This window comes from Variovorax sp. GW821-FHT10D07, from assembly GCF_059415325.1.
This window is the reverse complement of the sequence record NZ_JBWKMZ010000009.1, coordinates 260585-276339: the sequence shown is the minus strand read 5'-3', so window position 1 is coordinate 276339 and position 15755 is coordinate 260585. Positions and strand designations below refer to the sequence as shown.

At 72.8% G+C, this 15755-nt stretch carries 16 protein-coding genes; 8 read left to right on the top strand and 8 right to left on the bottom strand.

Annotated elements, in window-relative coordinates; genetic code table 11:
* Positions 1 to 100: 100 nt before the first annotated feature.
* Positions 101 to 1594, bottom strand: a complete 1494-nt coding sequence (gene pdxR, locus AC07PU_RS25470) for a MocR-like pyridoxine biosynthesis transcription factor PdxR (protein ID WP_495321392.1) — start codon at positions 1592 to 1594, stop codon at positions 101 to 103.
* An 82-nt stretch (positions 1595 to 1676) separates the two neighbouring features.
* On the opposite strand from pdxR, the gene AC07PU_RS25465 reads away from it, so the two are divergent.
* From AC07PU_RS25465 to dbpA, 3 genes are all read left to right on the top strand, one after another.
* Positions 1677 to 2915 carry an MFS transporter gene (locus AC07PU_RS25465; protein ID WP_495321391.1) on the top strand — a complete coding sequence of 413 codons (1239 nt, stop codon included), beginning with the start codon at positions 1677 to 1679 and terminating at the stop codon, positions 2913 to 2915.
* A 415-nt stretch (positions 2916 to 3330) separates the two neighbouring features.
* Positions 3331 to 3606, top strand: a complete 276-nt coding sequence (infA, locus tag AC07PU_RS25460; protein WP_093351558.1) for a translation initiation factor IF-1 — start codon at positions 3331 to 3333, stop codon at positions 3604 to 3606.
* A gap of 146 nt (positions 3607 to 3752) precedes the next feature.
* Positions 3753 to 5159: an ATP-dependent RNA helicase DbpA gene (gene dbpA, locus AC07PU_RS25455; protein WP_495321390.1), complete on the top strand. Its 1407-nt coding sequence runs from the start codon at positions 3753 to 3755 to the stop codon at positions 5157 to 5159.
* Here the strand turns inward: dbpA and AC07PU_RS25450 are convergent.
* Complete coding sequence (locus AC07PU_RS25450; RefSeq protein WP_495321389.1) at positions 5134 to 6582, bottom strand: MATE family efflux transporter; 1449 nt, start codon at positions 6580 to 6582, stop codon at positions 5134 to 5136. The two genes, dbpA and AC07PU_RS25450, sit on opposite strands and share 26 nt — an antisense overlap.
* A gap of 86 nt (positions 6583 to 6668) precedes the next feature.
* Here AC07PU_RS25450 and AC07PU_RS25445 point away from each other — a divergent pair, with 86 nt between their 5' ends.
* The 4 genes from AC07PU_RS25445 (at position 6669) to AC07PU_RS25430 (ending at position 9571) form a co-directional block, all read left to right on the top strand.
* Positions 6669 to 6839: a hypothetical protein gene (locus AC07PU_RS25445; RefSeq protein WP_172705803.1), complete on the top strand. Its 171-nt coding sequence runs from the start codon at positions 6669 to 6671 to the stop codon at positions 6837 to 6839.
* Between the two features lie 112 nt (positions 6840 to 6951).
* Positions 6952 to 7272, top strand: a complete 321-nt coding sequence (locus AC07PU_RS25440; protein ID WP_093351565.1) for a hypothetical protein — start codon at positions 6952 to 6954, stop codon at positions 7270 to 7272.
* Between the two features lie 17 nt (positions 7273 to 7289).
* On the top strand, positions 7290 to 8297 hold the full coding sequence (locus tag AC07PU_RS25435) for a MerR family transcriptional regulator (protein ID WP_495321388.1): 1008 nt from the start codon (positions 7290 to 7292) through the stop codon (positions 8295 to 8297).
* 56 nt (positions 8298 to 8353) lie between these two features.
* Entirely contained in the window at positions 8354 to 9571 is a 1218-nt protein-coding gene (locus AC07PU_RS25430) for an acyltransferase family protein (protein ID WP_495321387.1), read from the top strand.
* Here AC07PU_RS25430 and AC07PU_RS25425 read toward each other — a convergent pair.
* A complete protein-coding gene (locus tag AC07PU_RS25425) occupies positions 9508 to 10395 on the bottom strand; it encodes a LysR family transcriptional regulator (RefSeq protein WP_495321386.1) in 888 nt (295 codons plus the stop codon). The genes AC07PU_RS25430 and AC07PU_RS25425 overlap by 64 nt on opposite strands.
* An 80-nt stretch (positions 10396 to 10475) precedes the next feature.
* On the opposite strand from AC07PU_RS25425, the gene AC07PU_RS25420 reads away from it, so the two are divergent.
* On the top strand, positions 10476 to 11390 hold the full coding sequence (locus tag AC07PU_RS25420; RefSeq protein ID WP_495321385.1) for an EamA family transporter: 915 nt from the start codon (positions 10476 to 10478) through the stop codon (positions 11388 to 11390).
* A gap of 4 nt (positions 11391 to 11394) precedes the next feature.
* On the opposite strand, the gene AC07PU_RS25415 is transcribed toward AC07PU_RS25420, so the two are convergent.
* The 5 genes from AC07PU_RS25415 to AC07PU_RS25395 form a co-directional block, all read right to left on the bottom strand.
* On the bottom strand, positions 11395 to 12318 hold the full coding sequence (locus tag AC07PU_RS25415; protein ID WP_495321384.1) for a fatty acid desaturase family protein: 924 nt from the start codon (positions 12316 to 12318) through the stop codon (positions 11395 to 11397).
* A 65-nt stretch (positions 12319 to 12383) separates the two neighbouring features.
* The gene (locus AC07PU_RS25410) at positions 12384 to 13058 is read right to left on the bottom strand and encodes a GntR family transcriptional regulator (RefSeq protein ID WP_495321383.1); all 675 of its coding nucleotides are present in this window, start codon (positions 13056 to 13058) and stop codon (positions 12384 to 12386) included.
* A gap of 34 nt (positions 13059 to 13092) precedes the next feature.
* Complete coding sequence (locus AC07PU_RS25405) at positions 13093 to 14385, bottom strand: FAD-dependent oxidoreductase (protein ID WP_495321382.1); 1293 nt, start codon at positions 14383 to 14385, stop codon at positions 13093 to 13095.
* Complete coding sequence (locus AC07PU_RS25400; RefSeq protein ID WP_208511928.1) at positions 14382 to 14645, bottom strand: 2Fe-2S iron-sulfur cluster-binding protein; 264 nt, start codon at positions 14643 to 14645, stop codon at positions 14382 to 14384. The genes AC07PU_RS25405 and AC07PU_RS25400 overlap by 4 nt, the downstream gene beginning before the upstream one ends.
* The gene (locus AC07PU_RS25395) at positions 14642 to 15751 is read right to left on the bottom strand and encodes an NAD(P)/FAD-dependent oxidoreductase (RefSeq protein ID WP_495321381.1); all 1110 of its coding nucleotides are present in this window, start codon (positions 15749 to 15751) and stop codon (positions 14642 to 14644) included. The genes AC07PU_RS25400 and AC07PU_RS25395 overlap by 4 nt, the downstream gene beginning before the upstream one ends.
* Positions 15752 to 15755: the final 4 nt, after the last annotated feature.

Genomic DNA, 15755 nt, shown 5'->3' with positions numbered 1-15755 from the left:
TTGGCATCCTGGGTCGGACCATTGAGCGTGGCGCCCCCGGCGCGCGGTGTAGGCCGTCGGCTCCCGTGGCTGCGCTCGACCGCCTGCACGGGAGGCTGCGTCAGCCGGCGCGCGCGAGCTGCGCCACGCGCCGGATCGCGTCGTCGATGCGCGCGGCCTCGATCAGCCCGTAGCCGAAGGCCAGGCCCTCGGGCACATCGGCCGCGTGCGGATCGAGCGCATAGCGCGACAGCGGCGCCAGCGTGATGCCGGCCTCGGCCGCGCGCCGGGCCAGCAGGTCGGAGCGCAGCGGCGCATGCAGCCGGGCCGACAGATGCAGGCCGGCCTGCGAGGGAATGGCCTCGAACAGGTCCGCGCCGTGGCGCACCAGGGCCTCGAGCAGCGCGCGGCGGCGCTCGCCGTAGACCTTGCGCATCTTGCGGATGTGGCGCGCCAGGTGGCCCTCGGCGATGAAGTCGGCCAGCGCGTCCTGGCCCAGCACCGGGCTGTGCCAGTCGGCCAGCTCGCGCATGCGCACCAGCGCCGCGCGCGCCCACGGCGGCGCCACCACGAAGCCCAGGCGCAGCGCGGGAAAGAGGCTCTTCGAGAAGGTGCCCACGTAGCAGACCGAGTCGGCGCGGTCCAGCGTCTGCAGCGCGTCGAGCGGGCGGCCGGCGAAGCGGAATTCGCTGTCGTAGTCATCCTCGATCACCACCGCATGACGCTCGCGCGCGAAGGCCAGCAGCGCGGCGCGCCGCGGCGTCGACATGGCCACGCCGGTGGGGAACTGGTGCGAGGGCGTCACGCAGACCACGCGCGCCTCGGCCGGCAGCCGGTCGACGCACAGGCCCTCGGCGTCGGTGGGCACGGACACCACCTTCGCGCCGGCGGCCGCCAGGGCCTCGCGCAGCGAGGGATAGGACAGCTGCTCGACCGCCACCACCGTGCGCCCCGGCACGACGAGGATGCGCGCGAGCAGCCCAAAGGCCTGCTGCGCGCCGGCGGTGACGACGATGTCGTCGGCGCCGCAGCCGACCGCGCGCGTGAAGGACACGTGGCGCGCGATCGCCTCGCGCAGCGCCGGCTGGCCGCGCGGATCGGCGTACTGCGCCGCTTCGCCGCCGCCGCGCGCGATACGGCGCAGCGCGCGGTCGGACAGCCGGCGCCAGATGTCGAAGGGCAGCGCGCTCGCATCGGGCAGGCCGATGCGGAAATCGTCGCGCGCCGGGCGCTGCTGCAGCGTGGGCGGCAGGCCGGCGCCGGGCACGCGCGGCGGGGCCAGGCGTGGATCGCGGCGGGGCGTGCCGGCCTCGGTGAGCGCGGCGGTGCGTGGCGACCGGCCGCGGCGCGAGGCTGGCAGGGTGTCGGCCACGTAGGTGCCGGCCCCGGGACGGGCGACCAGGTAGCCCTCGCTGAGCAGCAGGTCGTAGGCCGCCAGCATGGTGTTGCGCGACACGCCCAGGCGCTGCGCGAGCGCGCGCGTGGCGGGCAGGCGGGCGCCGGGCCGCAGCCGGCCGTCGAGGATGGCGGCGTGCAGCTGCCGGTGCAGCTCGCGCAGCAGTTCGCGCGAGCCGGCCGCGGGCAGCTGCAGAGACAGCTCGAAAAGTGGCTCCATGGAATTGGCCGATTGTGGTTCTTTTGAGGAACCAATCGCAAGCCTACGCTGGACCCCATCGAATGCTCGACGGAGAAACGCCATGCACCACGACCCCTCTTCTTCCACCGCGCCCGAGCGCCTGCCGCTCAGCCTCGCCTGGCTCGCGCTCGGCGCCTTCGCGATCGGCACCGAGAGCTTCATCGTCGCCGGACTGCTGCCCGTGCTCGCGGCCGACCTGCGGATCAGCCCCACGCACGCGGGCCAGCTCGTGCTGCTGTTCGCGCTCAGCTATGCGATCGGCTCGCCGCTGATGGCCGCGGCCTGCGCGCGCTTCGGCCGCCGGCCGCTGCTGGTCGCGAGCCTCGCGGCCTTCAGCGGCCTCACGCTGCTGGCATCGATGGCGCAGGGCTTCGGCCAGCTTGCGCTGGCCCGGCTGGCGCTGGGCCTGGTGGCGGGCGTGTTCGTGCCGACCGCGAGCGCGGTGGCGGCTTCGCTGGTGTCGCCCGCGCTGCGCGGCCGAGCACTGGCGATCGTCACCGGCGGCGGCACGCTGGCGGTGGCGCTCGGCGTGCCGCTGGGCGCCTGGATCGCGGGCTGGGGCGGCTGGCGCACGGCCTACCTGCTGATCGCCGCGCTGGGCCTGGTCGCGACCGTGGGACTGGCGGCCGGGCTACCACGCCGGCTCGCGGCGGCGGCGCCCGCCGCATCGGGCGGCGCGGCCTTCGCCGTGCTGCGCGCGCCGGGCGTGCTGGCCGGGCTCGGCGTCAGCGTGCTCTGGACCACGGGTGGCTTCAGCTTCTACACCTACATCGCACTGTTCCTCTCGCGCACGGTGGGCATCGGCCCCGAAGGCATCGGCGCGGTGTTCGTCGCCATCGGCGTGGCGGCGGCGCTCGGCACCGCGGCCGGCGGCTGGGCCACCGACCGGTTCGGCGCCGACCAAGTGGCGCGCGGCTTCGCACTGCTGCTGGTGGCGGTCCTCGGCGGGCTGTCGCTGGCGGCCCAGGCGCTGCCCGGCGGCCTGGCGCTGCCGGCCGTGGTGGGCCTGGCGGCACTGTGGGGTTTCGCGGGCTGGGGCTTCGGGCCGGCGCAGGCGGTGCGGCTGATCCGGCTGGCGCCCGAACGCGCGCCGATGACGCTGTCGCTCAACGCCTCGGCGATCTACCTCGGGATCGCGGCCGGCTCGCTGTTCGGCGGCGTGGCGATCGCGTGGTTCGGCGTGAGCGCCGTCGGCTGGGTGGGCGCGGCCTGCCAGCTCGTCGGCCTGCTGCTGCTGGCCCATGGCCGCCGACGCGGCGGCGGCGCGGTCGCGCGGGTCGGGGAGCCCGCGGCGGCCTGAGGGCTTTCAGCTACTTTTTTGATAGCATTATCGATCGATTTGTCGCGCGTTCGCGCCAGTCCCGGCCGAAACCTGAGCAACAGTCATGCCAGTCCGGTTACAATGCCGGGTTCGTTTCGATACTACGACGAAGTCATTTCTCGTCACCCCACCGGTTGGCCGATTGGCACCGAGGCCCCCTGAACCCGATTTGAAATCCCCGGGTTCCGCACCTCCCCCGCCAGGCACGCCGGTTTTTGCCGTGTGTTGGAGCGCCAGTTCCGGCGCCCATGATTGCCACCACGGTCTTCGTTCATGTTGAAGCGAGCAGAGCGCGTCCCCGCTGCGCCGTGTGTGTCGGCCGGCCGTCGCGCCTGAAACCAAACACGACGGATTTCATTCATATCCAACAGACAACGAAGATTCGAGGTAAAGCATGCCGAAGGAAGAACTGATCGAAATGAACGGCGCAGTGACCGAAGTCCTGCCCGATTCGCGCTACCGCGTCACGCTCGACAACGGTCACCAGCTGATCGCCTACAGCGGCGGCAAGATGCGCAAGCACCACATCCGCATCCTGGCGGGCGACAAGGTGTCGCTGGAACTCTCGCCCTACGACCTGACCAAGGGCCGCATCACGTTCCGTCACCTGGAACGCCGCGGTCCTCCGCCGTCGGGTCCCGGCGGCAACAACGGCGCCCAGCGCCGCTGACCGAGCGGCACGCGCCGACCGTCGCAGCCCCCGAGGGCCTTGCAGCACTGTCGCCCCGGCGGCGGGCTGCAAGGCCCTGATTTTTTTCCTCCCCACGTCTTTCCACCGTCTCTCACGCCTCCGCCGGGCTTGCTGGCGGCCACGCCATGACCACCACCTCCCCCGACGATTTCGCCACCCTGTCGCTCGCGCCGCAGATGCTGGCCAACCTGGCGCAGCTCGGCTACGCGCGCATGACGCCGATCCAGGCCGCGAGCCTGCCGAGCGCGCTGCTCGGCAAGGACCTGATCGCCCAGGCCAAGACCGGCAGCGGCAAGACCGCCGCCTTCGCGCTGGCGCTGCTGGCCAACCTCAATCCGCGCCGCTTCGCGGTGCAGGCGATGGTGCTGTGCCCGACGCGCGAACTGGCCGACCAGGTCACGACCGAGATTCGCCGGCTGGCGCGCGCGGAAGAGAACATCAAGGTGGTCACGCTGTGCGGCGGCGTCGCGCTGCGCGGGCAGACCGCGAGCCTGGAGCACGGCGCCCACGTGGTGGTGGGCACGCCGGGGCGGATCATGGACCACCTCGAGCGCGAGAACCTCACGCTCGACGCGCTCAACACGCTGGTGCTCGACGAGGCCGACCGCATGCTCGACATGGGCTTCTTCGACGACATCGTGACCGTGGCGCGCCAGTGCCCGAAGGAGCGCCAGACGCTGCTGTTCTCGGCCACCTACCCCGAAGGCATCGCCAAGCTCGCGCAGCAGTTCATGAAGGACCCGCAGCAGATCGCGGTGCAGGCCCAGCACACGGGCAGCGCGATCCGCCAGCGCTGGTACCAGATCAAGGACGGCGAACGGCTGCACACCGTGAGCCGGCTGCTCGACCACTTCCGCCCGGCCAGCACGCTGGCTTTCTGCAACACCAAGCAGCAGTGCCGCGACCTGGTCGACGTACTGCAGGCGCAGGGCTTCAGCGCGCTCGCGCTGTTCGGCGAACTCGAGCAGCGCGAACGCGACCAGGTGCTGGTGCAGTTCGCCAACCGCAGCTGCTCGGTGCTGGTGGCCACCGACGTGGCGGCGCGCGGCCTGGACATCGCGCAGCTCGAGGCGGTGATCAACGTCGACGTGACGCCCGATGCCGAGGTGCACGTGCACCGCATCGGCCGCACCGGCCGCGTCGGCCAGCAGGGCGGCGCCGAGGGCCTGGCGCTGAACCTCGCGAGCATGGACGAGATGGGCTTCGTCGGAAAGATCGAGCAGCTGCAGGGCCGCGAATCCGAGTGGCACGAACTCGCCGAGCTCACGCCCGGCAAGGGCGCGCCGCTCGCACCGCCGATGACCACGCTGCAGATCGTGGGCGGACGCAAGGAGAAGATCCGCGCCGGCGACGTGCTGGGCGCGCTGACCGGCGACTGCGGCTATGCGAAGGAGCAGGTCGGCAAGATCAACGTCAACGAGTACTCGACCTACGTCGCGGTCGAGCGCGGCATCGCCGCCGAGGCGACGCGCAAGCTCAACGACGGCCGCATCAAGGGCAAGAGCGTCAAGGTCCGGCTGCTGGATCTCTGAGGTCGCCCGCGAGCGCCGCCGCGCCACCGGCCGCCGAGGTCGGCGCGACCGGTGCGTCGAGCACCGGCACCGCGTCTTCGGGCGGCGCCGGCGCGATGTCCTCGCGCAACGCCAGCCGGTTCGCGAGCCGGAACGCCACCGTCACCGCGAGCACGCCGAAGATCGAGGCGCCCACCGCCTGCCCGATCAGCACGCCGGCCGCGCCGTACTGCGCGCCCCACCAGACGAAGGGCACCGTGCCCACCGTCGCGCGGCCCCAGTTGAAGACCGTCGACAGCAGCGGATGGCCGAGGTTGTTGAACGAGGCATTGGCCACGAACAGCCCGCCCGCGAAGAAGAAGCTGGCCGCCAGCCAGCTGCAGAACAGCGCGATCAGTTCGGCCGAGACGCCGTCGGCCGAGAAGGCCCGGATCAGGACGTCCTGCCCCAGCGCCAGCACCGCCCAGGCCACCGCCACCGACACGCCCATGACCAGCAGGCTGTCGCGCAGCCCCTGGCGCACGCGCCGGTACTGCCCCGCGCCGAGGTTCTGCGCCAGGATCGGCCCGACCGCGCCGCTCAGCGCATAGACCAGCCCGAAGGCCACCGGGCTTACGCGGTCGATGGTGGCGGCGCCGGCCACGGCCGCGGGCCCGAACTGCGCGATGGTGTGGGTGACGAAGGCGGCGCTCACCGGCGTCGCGAGATTGGTCAGCACCGCCGGCCCGGCCACCGCGGCCATCGCGCGGGCGTCGGCGCCCAGTTGCTTCGGCTCGAAGCGGCCCAGCATGCGGTGCCGCACCGCCACGCCATGCAGCCCGACCGCGGCCAGCGCCAGCCGCGAGAACACGGCGCTCACGGCGGCGCCGTCGAGCCCCATGCCGAAGCCGAAGATCAGGATCGGGTCGAGCACCGCGGTGACGAAGGCGCCGATCAGGGTGACCATCATGGCGCGCCGCGCGTCGCCGACCGCGCGCAGCAGCGCCGAGCAGGCCATGCCGATCCCGAGCAGCGGCATCGTGTGCACCGTGATCGCGAGGTAGCGCTGCGCGAAGCGCGCGGTCTCGCCCTCGGCGCCCAGCGCATGCACGGCCGGGCCGAGGAAGAAGGCGGTGCCGCTGCCGGCCACCAGCGAGATCGCCGCCATCAGCACCAGGCTCGCGGTGGCGATGCGGCGCGCATCGTGCGCGCGGCCGGCGCCCACGGTGCGCGAGACCACGGCGGCGATGCCGATCATCAGCCCGATGCACAGCGAGGTGTGGAAGAAGCCGACCACGCCCGCGAAACCCACGGCCGCGGCGATGGCTTTCTCGCCGAGCAGCGAGATGTAGAACAGGTTGATCAGGTCGACCGCGAACACCGCGATCAGGCCGATGGCGCCGGTGCCCGCCATCACGCAGACATGCCGCAGCAGCGAGCCCGTGACGAACCTCGGCCGGGCCATGTCTCCCCCCATTGCGCTTTCTGGCATGCAAAATCCTCGCTGTGGCCTAATTACGCCTTCGAACTTCACTTTTACCCGAGCTTTCCATGCCCAAGAAAATCCGTACCGAAGCCGACCGTCTCGCCAGCCCGAAGCCCGTGCCCCTGCCCGGCTTCACCCTGCCGCGCAACGGTGGCGGCCAGAAGGTCAGCCTCGAGCGCGGCACCGCGACGCGCAGCAAGAAGAACCCCGGCAAGCGCGCCAAGAAGGGCGGCTGATCCGGCCTTCGCCGCCACGGCCCGCCGGGCCGGTGGTGCGAAACCCCGACGAAACGCGCCCGCGGGCGCGTTTCGTCGTTGAGGGGCCCCTGCCAGGGGCTATAACCCTTCGATGTCCGACGACAACCAGATCCTGATCCCGCCCTCGTTCTTCGCCGTCTACACCGACGCGCGGCAGCGGCTGCGCGAACCTATCGGCGTGGTGCGCGAGCGCTACGAGATCTGCGAGGACCTGGCCAGCCACCTGGTGGGCCATGCGCAGATCCAGCACCACACCGAGGTGCCGGTCGAAAGCGAGATCCTGGCGCGCATCCGCGCCGGCCTGGCCGTGCCCGAGGCGGGCCTGCAGCCGGCCGAGGCCGACTGGGTGGTGCAGCGGCTGGCCGAGCTGCTGGGCTGGCCCGGGCCCGAACCGGTGCCGTCCGGGGACTGAGCCCCGGCGGCGCCGCCATGCTGCTCCAGGTCGGCGAACTCGCGCGGCGCACCGGGCTCACGGTGCGCACGCTCCATCACTACGACGCCATCGGCCTGCTCGCGCCCTCGGCGCGCTCGGAGGCCGGCTACCGGCTCTACGGCCCCGACGACATCGCGCGGCTGCACGCGATCCAGGCGCTGCGGCTGCTCGGGCTGCCGCTGGCCGAGATCGGCGGGCTGCTGGGCGCGGGCGGCGAATCGCTGCCCGCGATCGTCGCGCGCCAGATCGCCGCGCTCGACCGGCAGATCGCGCAGGCCACCACGCTGCGCGAGCGGCTCGCGCTGCTCGAACAGCGGCTGGCCGAGGGCAGCCGGCCCGACACCGGCGACTGGCTCGCGACGCTCGAGCAGATGAGCACCTACGGCCGCTACTTCAGCCCGGAGGAGATCCGTGCGCTGATGGCGAACTGGAAGGCCGTGGCCGACCAGTGGCCGCCGCTGATCGCCGAGGTGAGCGAGCGCATGGCGCGCGGCGTGCCGGCCGATGCGCTCGAGCTGCAGCCGCTGGCCGCGCGCTGGATGACGCTGATGGGCCAGTGGATGGACGGCAACTACGACCTGATCGAACGCTGGGGCGAGATGTACCGCAGCGAGCCGGTGGCGCGGCGCGACGACGGCCCCTCGGCCGCGCTGATCGGCTACATCGAAGAGGCCATCGGCCTGCGCATGGCCGCGCTGCTGCGCCACCTCGACGCCGAGGACTTCGCGCGCCTGGGCACACCGCCCGACGCGGCCTGGCGCCGGCTCTCGGGCAAGCTCGAGGCCCTGCAGGCCCAGGGCGCGGCGCCCGGCGACCCGGCCGTGCAGGCGATCGCGCGCGAATGGGCCGCGCTGTTCGATGCCTTCTGCGACCACGACCCGGGCATCGCGGGCCGGCTGATGCAGGCCATGGCCACCGAGCCCGTGCTGCAGGCCGCGGCGGTGACCGCGCCGCCGGTGCGCGAGCTGCTGCTGCGCGCCATGGCGACGCTGCGCGCGGCCTGAAAAACCTCTTCGCGCCCGCTTGACCCTGACGTTGCGTGAGGCCCAACAGTGGCCGCATGAACAACGCCAACACCCCTCCTTCCGCCCCGCAACGTCTGCACGCGCTCGACAACCTGCGCGCCCTCATGATGTGGCTGGGCATCGTGCTGCACGTGGCCCTCAACCACCTCACCGTCGCCTCGCCGCTGCCCTGGCGCGACCCGCAGACCTCGCGCGTCGCCGACCTGCTGCTGCTGTTCATCCACGGCTTCCGCATGCCGGTGTTCTTCGTGCTCGCGGGCTTCTTCGTCGCGCTGCTGATCGAGCGGCGCGGCGCCGGCGGCATGCTGCGCAACCGCGCGCTGCGGCTCGCCCTGCCCTTCGCGCTGTTCTGGCCGCCGCTGTTCGTGCTGACCACGCTGCTCGCGATGGTCTACATCCACCTCACGGTGCGCGGCGTGCCGGGACTCGACGCGGCGCTGGCGCCGCCGCGCCCGCCGGGCGGCTCGCCGTTCAACACGCTGCACCTGTGGTTTATCTACCAGCTGTTCTGGTTCTGCGTGCTGGCCTGGGCCGGTGCGAAGCTGAGCCGCTTCGTGCCGGCGCGGCTGCGCGCGGGCTTTTCGCGCGGCTTCGCGCTGCTGGCACGCCAACCCTGGGGCGTCCTGGTGCTGGCGCTGCCGCTGGCCGTGGCCGGGTCCTTCCATCCCACGGGCCTGGCGCCGCAGAGCGGCTCCTTCCTGCCGCCCTGGGGCGAATGGGTGCACAGCGGCCTGTTCTTCGTGTTCGGCCTGTGCCTGCACGGGCGGCAGGAGCTGTTCGCCCGCTTCGCGGCGCGCTGCCAGCTCCTGGCGCTCGCGGGCCTGGCCTTCTTCGGCGCGACGCTCGTGCTGCTGGGCGCCGCGCGCGGCACGACGCCCTTGCCGCATGCCGCCTTCTGGATCGCCTTCGCCTACGGCGCCGCCGGCTGGCTCTGGAGCCTGGCGCTGATCGGCGCCTTCGTGCGTTGGCTGCCGCGGCGCAACGGCGTGCTCGACTACCTCTCGCGCAGCTCCTACTGGGTCTACCTGGTCCACATGCTCGGCACCGTCGGCTTCGGCGTCCTGCTGTTCCATGCGCCGCTGGGCGCGCTCGCGAAGATGGGCCTCAACATCGCCGCCACCTCGCTCGTGGCGCTCGCGAGCTACGAGCTGCTGGCGCGCCGCACGCCCATCGGCCGGCTGCTCAACGGTCAGCGCGAGGCGAAGCGCTCGAGCAGGAAGTCGACGAAGGCGCGCGTCTTCGCGGCCAGGTGACGCGAGGGATAGACGGCATAGACCGGCGTGCGGTCGGCCTCCCAGTCTTCCAGCACCGCCTCGAGCCGGCCCGCGGCCAGTTCCTGCGCGACGTAGATGCGCGGGATCAGGCTCAGGCCGAAGCCCGCGAGCAGCGCGTCGCGCACCGCGAGGCTGGAGCTGACCTTGTAGCGCCCGTCGACCGGCACCGCCACGCTGCGGCCGGCGCGGCGGAAGGTCCACTTGTGGGCATGGCCCGAGAGCGTGAACTGCACGCAGTCGAAGGCCTTCAGGTCCTCGGGCCGCGCGGGCCGGCCACGGGCGGCGAAATAGGCCGGCGCGCCGCACAGCACGTGGGTCATGGTCGTGAGCTCGCGCGCCACCAGGCTCGAGTCCTCGAGCCGGTCGCTGCCGCGGATCGCGAGGTCGTATCCGCCGCCGATCAGGTCGGTGCGCGCGTCCTGCAGGTCGAGCTCGAGCCGCAGGTTCGGATGGCGCTCCATGAAGGCCGGGATGCCGGGCGAGATGCAGGTCAGCGCGAAGGTCAGCGGCGCGCTGACCCGCAGCACGCCCGACGGGCTGCTGCCCATCGGCGCGAGCGCGGCGTCGGCCTCGCTCAGGTCGTCGAGGATGCGCGAGAGCCGCTGGTGGTAGGCGGCGCCGGCCTCGGTGAGGCTCATGCTGCGCGTGGTGCGGTTGATGAGCCGCACCTTCAGGTGCGCCTCGAGCTCGGCGATGTTCTTGCTGACCGCGGCGGCCGACAGCCCGAGCTGGCGCGCCGCGCCCGCGAAGCTGCCGCTGGTGGCGGCGGTGCGGAAGACCTGGAGGGCGGTGAGATGGTCCATGATCCACAACCATTGGTAATGAATCAATTCATTATTCAGACATTCACAACCAGCGGTCAATTGAATAGATTCAAGCTTCCATGACCGATACCACTGACCGCAGCGCCCGCCCTCCCGCCCGGGGCACCGACATCCTGCTGACCGCCGCCGCGCCCGCGATCTGGGGCAGCACCTACATCGTCACCACCGAGCTGCTGCCCGCGAACTACCCGCTCACGGTCGCGATGCTGCGCGCGCTGCCCGCGGGCCTGCTGCTGCTGGCCATCGTGCGGCAGCTGCCCGAGCGCGCCTGGTGGGGCCGCATCCTGGTGCTGGGCGCGCTCAATTTCTCGCTGCTGTGGGCGATGCTGTTCATCGCGGCCTACCGGCTGCCGGGCGGGGTGGCGGCCACGATCACCTCGCTGCAGCCGCTGATGGTGGTGTTCCTCGCGAGCGCGCTGCTCGGCACGCGGGTGCGCGCGCTGTCGGTGGTGGCGGCCGCCGTGGGCTTCGGCGGCGTGGCGCTGCTGGTGCTCACGCCGCAGGCCAGGCTCGACGCGGTGGGCATCGCGGCGGCGCTCGCGGGCGCGGTGTCGATGGCCTTCGGCACCGTGCTGGCGCGGCGCTGGCAGCCGCCGGTCTCGGCACTGACCTTCACCGCCTGGCAGCTCACCGCGGGCGGCCTGCTGCTGCTGCCGGTGGCGCTGTGGCTCGAACCGGCGCTGCCGCCGCTCACGGCCACCAACTGGCTGGGCTTCGGCTGGCTAGGGCTGGTGGGCGCCGCGCTGACCTACATCCTGTGGTTCCGCGGCGTGGCGCGGCTGGAGCCGGCCGCCATCGCCTCGCTGGCCTTCCTGAGCCCGGTGACGGCGGTGATCCTCGGCTGGGTGCTGCTGGGCCAGCGGCTGTCGCCGCTGCAGGTGGCGGGCATCGCGATCGTGATCGCGAGCATCTGGCTGAGCCAGCATGCGCAGCGCGGGGCGCTGCCCACGGCGGCGCGACCCGCGACGCGCTGAAGTGTCAGGCCGCCGTGGCCTGCTTCAACAGGCTCAGGTAGCCGGGCTGCACCTCCATGCGCGCGGTGGTCCCGCCGCGCTGCAACAGCCGGTGCGCCTGCGGCAGGCTCCAGCACGGCAGGCTGGTGAACATGTGGTGCTCGCAGTGGTAGTTGACCCAGTAGGGCGCGATGAAGATGCGCTCGGCCAGGTTGGCATGCGTGGTGCGCGCCTGGCGCAGCGGATCGGCCTCGTTCTGCGCCACCAGCGCATGCTCGGCGATGTTGCGCACCCGGCTCACGAGCGGCAGCCAGGTCGCCATGGGCAGCAGCCACATCAGGACCCAGGCCCACCCGTAGCCGGCCAGCGCGAAGGCCAGCAGCCCGAGGCCGTTGGCGAGCAAGAAGCGGCGGTCCTTCGCGAGTTCGCGGCCGAACGCCTTCAGCGCCGATTCGCCCGGTGCGCGCTGGCGAATGCCTTCGGCGATAGGGCCAAAGCGCTGCTTGTAGAAGGTCTGGCCGCTGAGGTCGCGCACGACCTTGCGCCACATCGAGGCGCGCGAGATCGGGAACGGCGCCGACAGCACGAGGTCGGGGTCCTCGGTCTGCTGCACGAAGCGGTGGTGCTGCAGGTGGTAGGGCCGGTAGTCGCGCAGGGTCGACGAGCACAGCCAGTGGCCGACCCAGTCGTTGACGCGGCGGTTGCGATGCAGCCCCGCATGGGCCGCGTCGTGCATCAGGATGAACAGGCCGAGCTGGCGCGCGCCGACGATCGGCACCATCAACGGGATGGTCCACGGCCACACGATGCCCACCAGCATCGCGAGGCCGATGACGCCCCAGCAGTGCGCGACCAGCCACAACCCCCTCCACGACGAGCGCGCGGTCAGCGCCTGCCATTCGTCGGTGCTGAAGAAATCCTCGGGACGGGCTCGGGGTGCGGCGGCCATCGGGTCAGTATGCGCCGCGGGTGCGCGCGATGCACGCGGAATTCCCCGCAAGCCCGCGCAGACGCCTAGCGGTCGATGATCTTGCGCGCGAAGCGCTCGAGGTAGTCCATCAACCGGTCGGCGCCCGCGGTGGCGGCGGCCTCGTCGCCGGTGGCGATGCCCTGCGCGAGTTCGAGGTGGGCGTTGGCGCCCTCGACGATCTCGCCCTGGTGCTGGTAGGCGTACCAGAAGCGGCGGCACTGCACGATCAGCGGCGTGACGGCCTTGACGGCCGAGTCGTTGTGGCTGGCCTGGTGGTTCACGAGGTCGAGCGCATGGTCGGCGCGCATGTAGCCGTCGAGGTCGCCGCGCGCGGCCGCCTCCACCATCTGCTCGGCGCAGCGCACGATCTCCTTGCGCTGCGGCGCGGTGGCGCGGCGCGCGGAGCAGGTGGCGATCAGCTGCTCGAGCACGCGGCGCGTCTGCACCACGTCGAGGTGGTCGGCGAGGTCGATGGTCGACACCAGCAGCCCGCGGCGCGCCTGCTGCACGACGAGGCCGATCGACACCATGCGCATCAGCGCCTCGCGCACCGGCGTGCGGCCCAGGCCGGTGCGCTCGGCCAGCTCGGCCTCGACGATCTGGCTGCCGGGCTCGAGCTGCAGCGTGGACAGCAGGGTCTCGATGGCGTCGTAGGCCATGTCGGCGGCGCGGCGCTTCGGGGCGGACGCGGGGTCAGGGGCGGGGATCGGAGCAGCCATGGATGTTCGGGGACGCGGATCTGCGTAGTGTGGATCAGTCCGGGTCGCGCGCGCCCAGGCCGGCCAGCGTCGCGATGCGCACGGGCGACAGCGGCGGCCGCGGCGCGGGCGGCGTCCAGCCGAACAGGAACTGCGCGGCATCGCCGCACACGCGCCCCTGGCACGGCCCCATGCCGCAGCGCTGGTGCAGCTTGGCGTCGGTCCAGCCGCCGCAGCTGGCGAGCGCCGCGAGGGACACGTCCTCGCAGCGGCACACCAGCGTGTCGGGCCGGGCCAGCGCGCGGATCGCGGGACCGGGCGCGAAGCTGCGGTGCAGGCGCGTGGCGAAAGCGTTCCAGCGCGCGCGCTCGGCGTATTGCAACCGTGCGGCCTTTTCGTCGCCGACGGCCGCATGGCCCGCGATGGCGCCCTGGGCGAGCGCGCGTTCGCTGCCGCCGAAGCCCGTGCATTCGCCGGCCGCGTAGACGCCGTCCAGGCTGGTGGCCTGTCGCGCGTCGACGGCCAGCGCGAGCGTGCCGCTGTCGCCGAAGGGCGCGAGCGCGCAGCCGAGCATCTGGCCGAGCTGGGTGTTGGGCACGAGGCCGAAACCGCAGGCCAGGCGCTCGCAGGCCATCTCCTGCATGCGGCCACCCTGGTTCAGGCGCACCGATTCGAGCCGTGTCGTGCCCCGTGCTTCGACCACGTGCGAGCCGGTGCGGTAGGCCGCATCGGCCAGCGTCAGCGCCTGCACCGCCTTGCCGGGCCAGCGCGCGAGCCCCAGCGCGAAGCCCGCGACCGCGCCGAAGGCCGCCTGCTCGGCGATGCGCAGCACCTTCGCGCCCGCCTGGCGCGCGGTGGCCGCGGCCGCCAGCAGCAGCGGGCCGGTGCCGGCGACGACGATGCGCTCGCCCGCCACCGGCAGGCCGGCCTTAATCAGCGCCTGCAGGCCGCCCGCGCCGGTCACGCCGGGCAGGGTCCAGCCCGGAAAGGGCAGCAGGCGTTCGCGCGCGCCGGTGCACAGCACGAGCCTGTCCCAGCGCAGGCGCCAGGCGCGCTCTGCTTCCTCGAGCAGCAACTCGCGCGGCGCGCTGGCGGCCACCACGTGCGTGCCGCTGCGCACGCGCACGTTGGCGCGGGCGGCCAGCGCCTCGCGCAGCCGGCGCGCGGCCGGCGGCAGGGCGGCACCGGGACCGTCGCGCCAGATCTGGCCACCGGGCACGGGGTTGTCGTCGATCACGACGATGGACGCGCCGCTGGGCGCGGCCGCCAGCGCGGCGGCCATGCCCGCGGGACCGGCGCCGACGATCAGCAGGTCGCAGTGTTCGAGGCCGACGGCGTCGGTGCTCATCGCAGGGTCTCCACGCGCATGCCTTCGCCGCAGACGGTCTGGCAGGCGAGGCGGCGGCGGCCGTCGATGGCGACGCGGCATTCCTGGCAGATGCCCATGCCGCAGAAGGGCGCGCGCGGTTGGCCCGTGACGGAGACGCGCGCGACGCCCATGGCCGGCGTCGTGTCGGCGATGCGCAGCGCGGCGGCGACCGAGCTGCCGGCCGCGACGCGCACCTCACGGCCGTCGATCTGCAACAGAACCTGCGGCGCGGCGTTCATGCCACCGTCTCCAGCAGCCGTTCGGGCGCAAAGGGCCGCGCATCGAACGGCGGCGCGAGGCCCGTCATCAGCGCCACCAGCAGTTCGGCACTGCCCGGCGCGGTGGTCACACCCAGGCCCTCGTGGCCGAGAGCGAGCCACAGTTTCTCGCGCCACGGATGCGCGCCCAGCAGCGGCAGGCCGTCGGGCGTGGCGGCGCGCAGGCCGGTCCAGCTGCGGATGGCATTGAGTTCGCCGAGGCCCGGCAGGTAGTCGATCGCGCGCCGCAGCATGCGCGCGAGCATCGCGGGCTCGACCGCGGGATCGGTGGTGTCGAACTGCCGTGAAGAACCGACCAGCAGCTGCCCCGTGGGCCGCGGCTGCACGTTGAAGGCGACCGAGTCGCCCTCGGCATGGTGCGCGCTGGTGACGTAGCCGAGCTCGACCAATTGGTGCCGCACAGTGCTCGGATAGCGGTCGGTGATCAGCAGGTGGCCTTTCTTGGGCCGCAGCGGCAGTTCGGGGCACAGCGCGGCCGCCTCGAGGCCGGCAGCCAGCACGAGCTGCGCGGCGCGGCGCCGGCCGCCGTCGGCGAGACGCAGCGTGCCGTCGTCCTCGATGGCCTCGACCTGGGCCTGCTCGAATTCGATCGCGGCGCCCGCGTCCGCGAGCAGCCAGCGCGCCGCGTTCGGCGCATAGAGGATGCCGTCGCCCGGCACCTCGAGCGCGCCCGCGAGGCCGGCGCGCAATGCGGGTTCGGCCGCGGCCAAGGCCTTCGCGTCGAGCAGCCGGCTCGCGATGCCCTGCGCGGCGAGCCGCTCGCGCTTGCGTTCGGCCTCGGCCATCTCCGCGTCGTCGGCGGCGATCCAGAGCGTGCCGCAGGCGCTGTGCGCGCAATCGGCCGGCATGCGCGGCGCGAGCGCGCGCCACAGGTCGATCGAGCGGCTGCTGAGTTCGAGCTCGGCGCGGTTGTCGTCCATCGCCACGAGGTGGCCCATGCCGGCGCCGGTGGCACCGCCCCGGCGCGCATCGATCACGCGCACGCGACGGCCCGCGCGCGCGAGCGCATGCGCGCAGGCGGCGCCGACGATGCCGGCGCCGATGACGATCGCGTCCGCGTCGGCCATCTGC

Coding starts and splice junctions, on each gene's coding strand:
- pdxR (WP_495321392.1), bottom strand. CDS start 1,594: ATGGAGCCACTTTTCGAGCTGTCTCTGCAGCTGCCCGCGGCCGGCTCG.
- AC07PU_RS25465 (WP_495321391.1), top strand. CDS start 1,677: ATGCACCACGACCCCTCTTCTTCCACCGCGCCCGAGCGCCTGCCGCTC.
- infA (WP_093351558.1), top strand. CDS start 3,331: ATGCCGAAGGAAGAACTGATCGAAATGAACGGCGCAGTGACCGAAGTC.
- dbpA (WP_495321390.1), top strand. CDS start 3,753: ATGACCACCACCTCCCCCGACGATTTCGCCACCCTGTCGCTCGCGCCG.
- AC07PU_RS25450 (WP_495321389.1), bottom strand. CDS start 6,582: ATGGCCCGGCCGAGGTTCGTCACGGGCTCGCTGCTGCGGCATGTCTGC.
- AC07PU_RS25445 (WP_172705803.1), top strand. CDS start 6,669: ATGCCCAAGAAAATCCGTACCGAAGCCGACCGTCTCGCCAGCCCGAAG.
- AC07PU_RS25440 (WP_093351565.1), top strand. CDS start 6,952: ATGTCCGACGACAACCAGATCCTGATCCCGCCCTCGTTCTTCGCCGTC.
- AC07PU_RS25435 (WP_495321388.1), top strand. CDS start 7,290: ATGCTGCTCCAGGTCGGCGAACTCGCGCGGCGCACCGGGCTCACGGTG.
- AC07PU_RS25430 (WP_495321387.1), top strand. CDS start 8,354: ATGAACAACGCCAACACCCCTCCTTCCGCCCCGCAACGTCTGCACGCG.
- AC07PU_RS25425 (WP_495321386.1), bottom strand. CDS start 10,395: ATGGACCATCTCACCGCCCTCCAGGTCTTCCGCACCGCCGCCACCAGC.
- AC07PU_RS25420 (WP_495321385.1), top strand. CDS start 10,476: ATGACCGATACCACTGACCGCAGCGCCCGCCCTCCCGCCCGGGGCACC.
- AC07PU_RS25415 (WP_495321384.1), bottom strand. CDS start 12,318: ATGGCCGCCGCACCCCGAGCCCGTCCCGAGGATTTCTTCAGCACCGAC.
- AC07PU_RS25410 (WP_495321383.1), bottom strand. CDS start 13,058: ATGGCTGCTCCGATCCCCGCCCCTGACCCCGCGTCCGCCCCGAAGCGC.
- AC07PU_RS25405 (WP_495321382.1), bottom strand. CDS start 14,385: ATGAGCACCGACGCCGTCGGCCTCGAACACTGCGACCTGCTGATCGTC.
- AC07PU_RS25400 (WP_208511928.1), bottom strand. CDS start 14,645: ATGAACGCCGCGCCGCAGGTTCTGTTGCAGATCGACGGCCGTGAGGTG.
- AC07PU_RS25395 (WP_495321381.1), bottom strand. CDS start 15,751: ATGGCCGACGCGGACGCGATCGTCATCGGCGCCGGCATCGTCGGCGCC.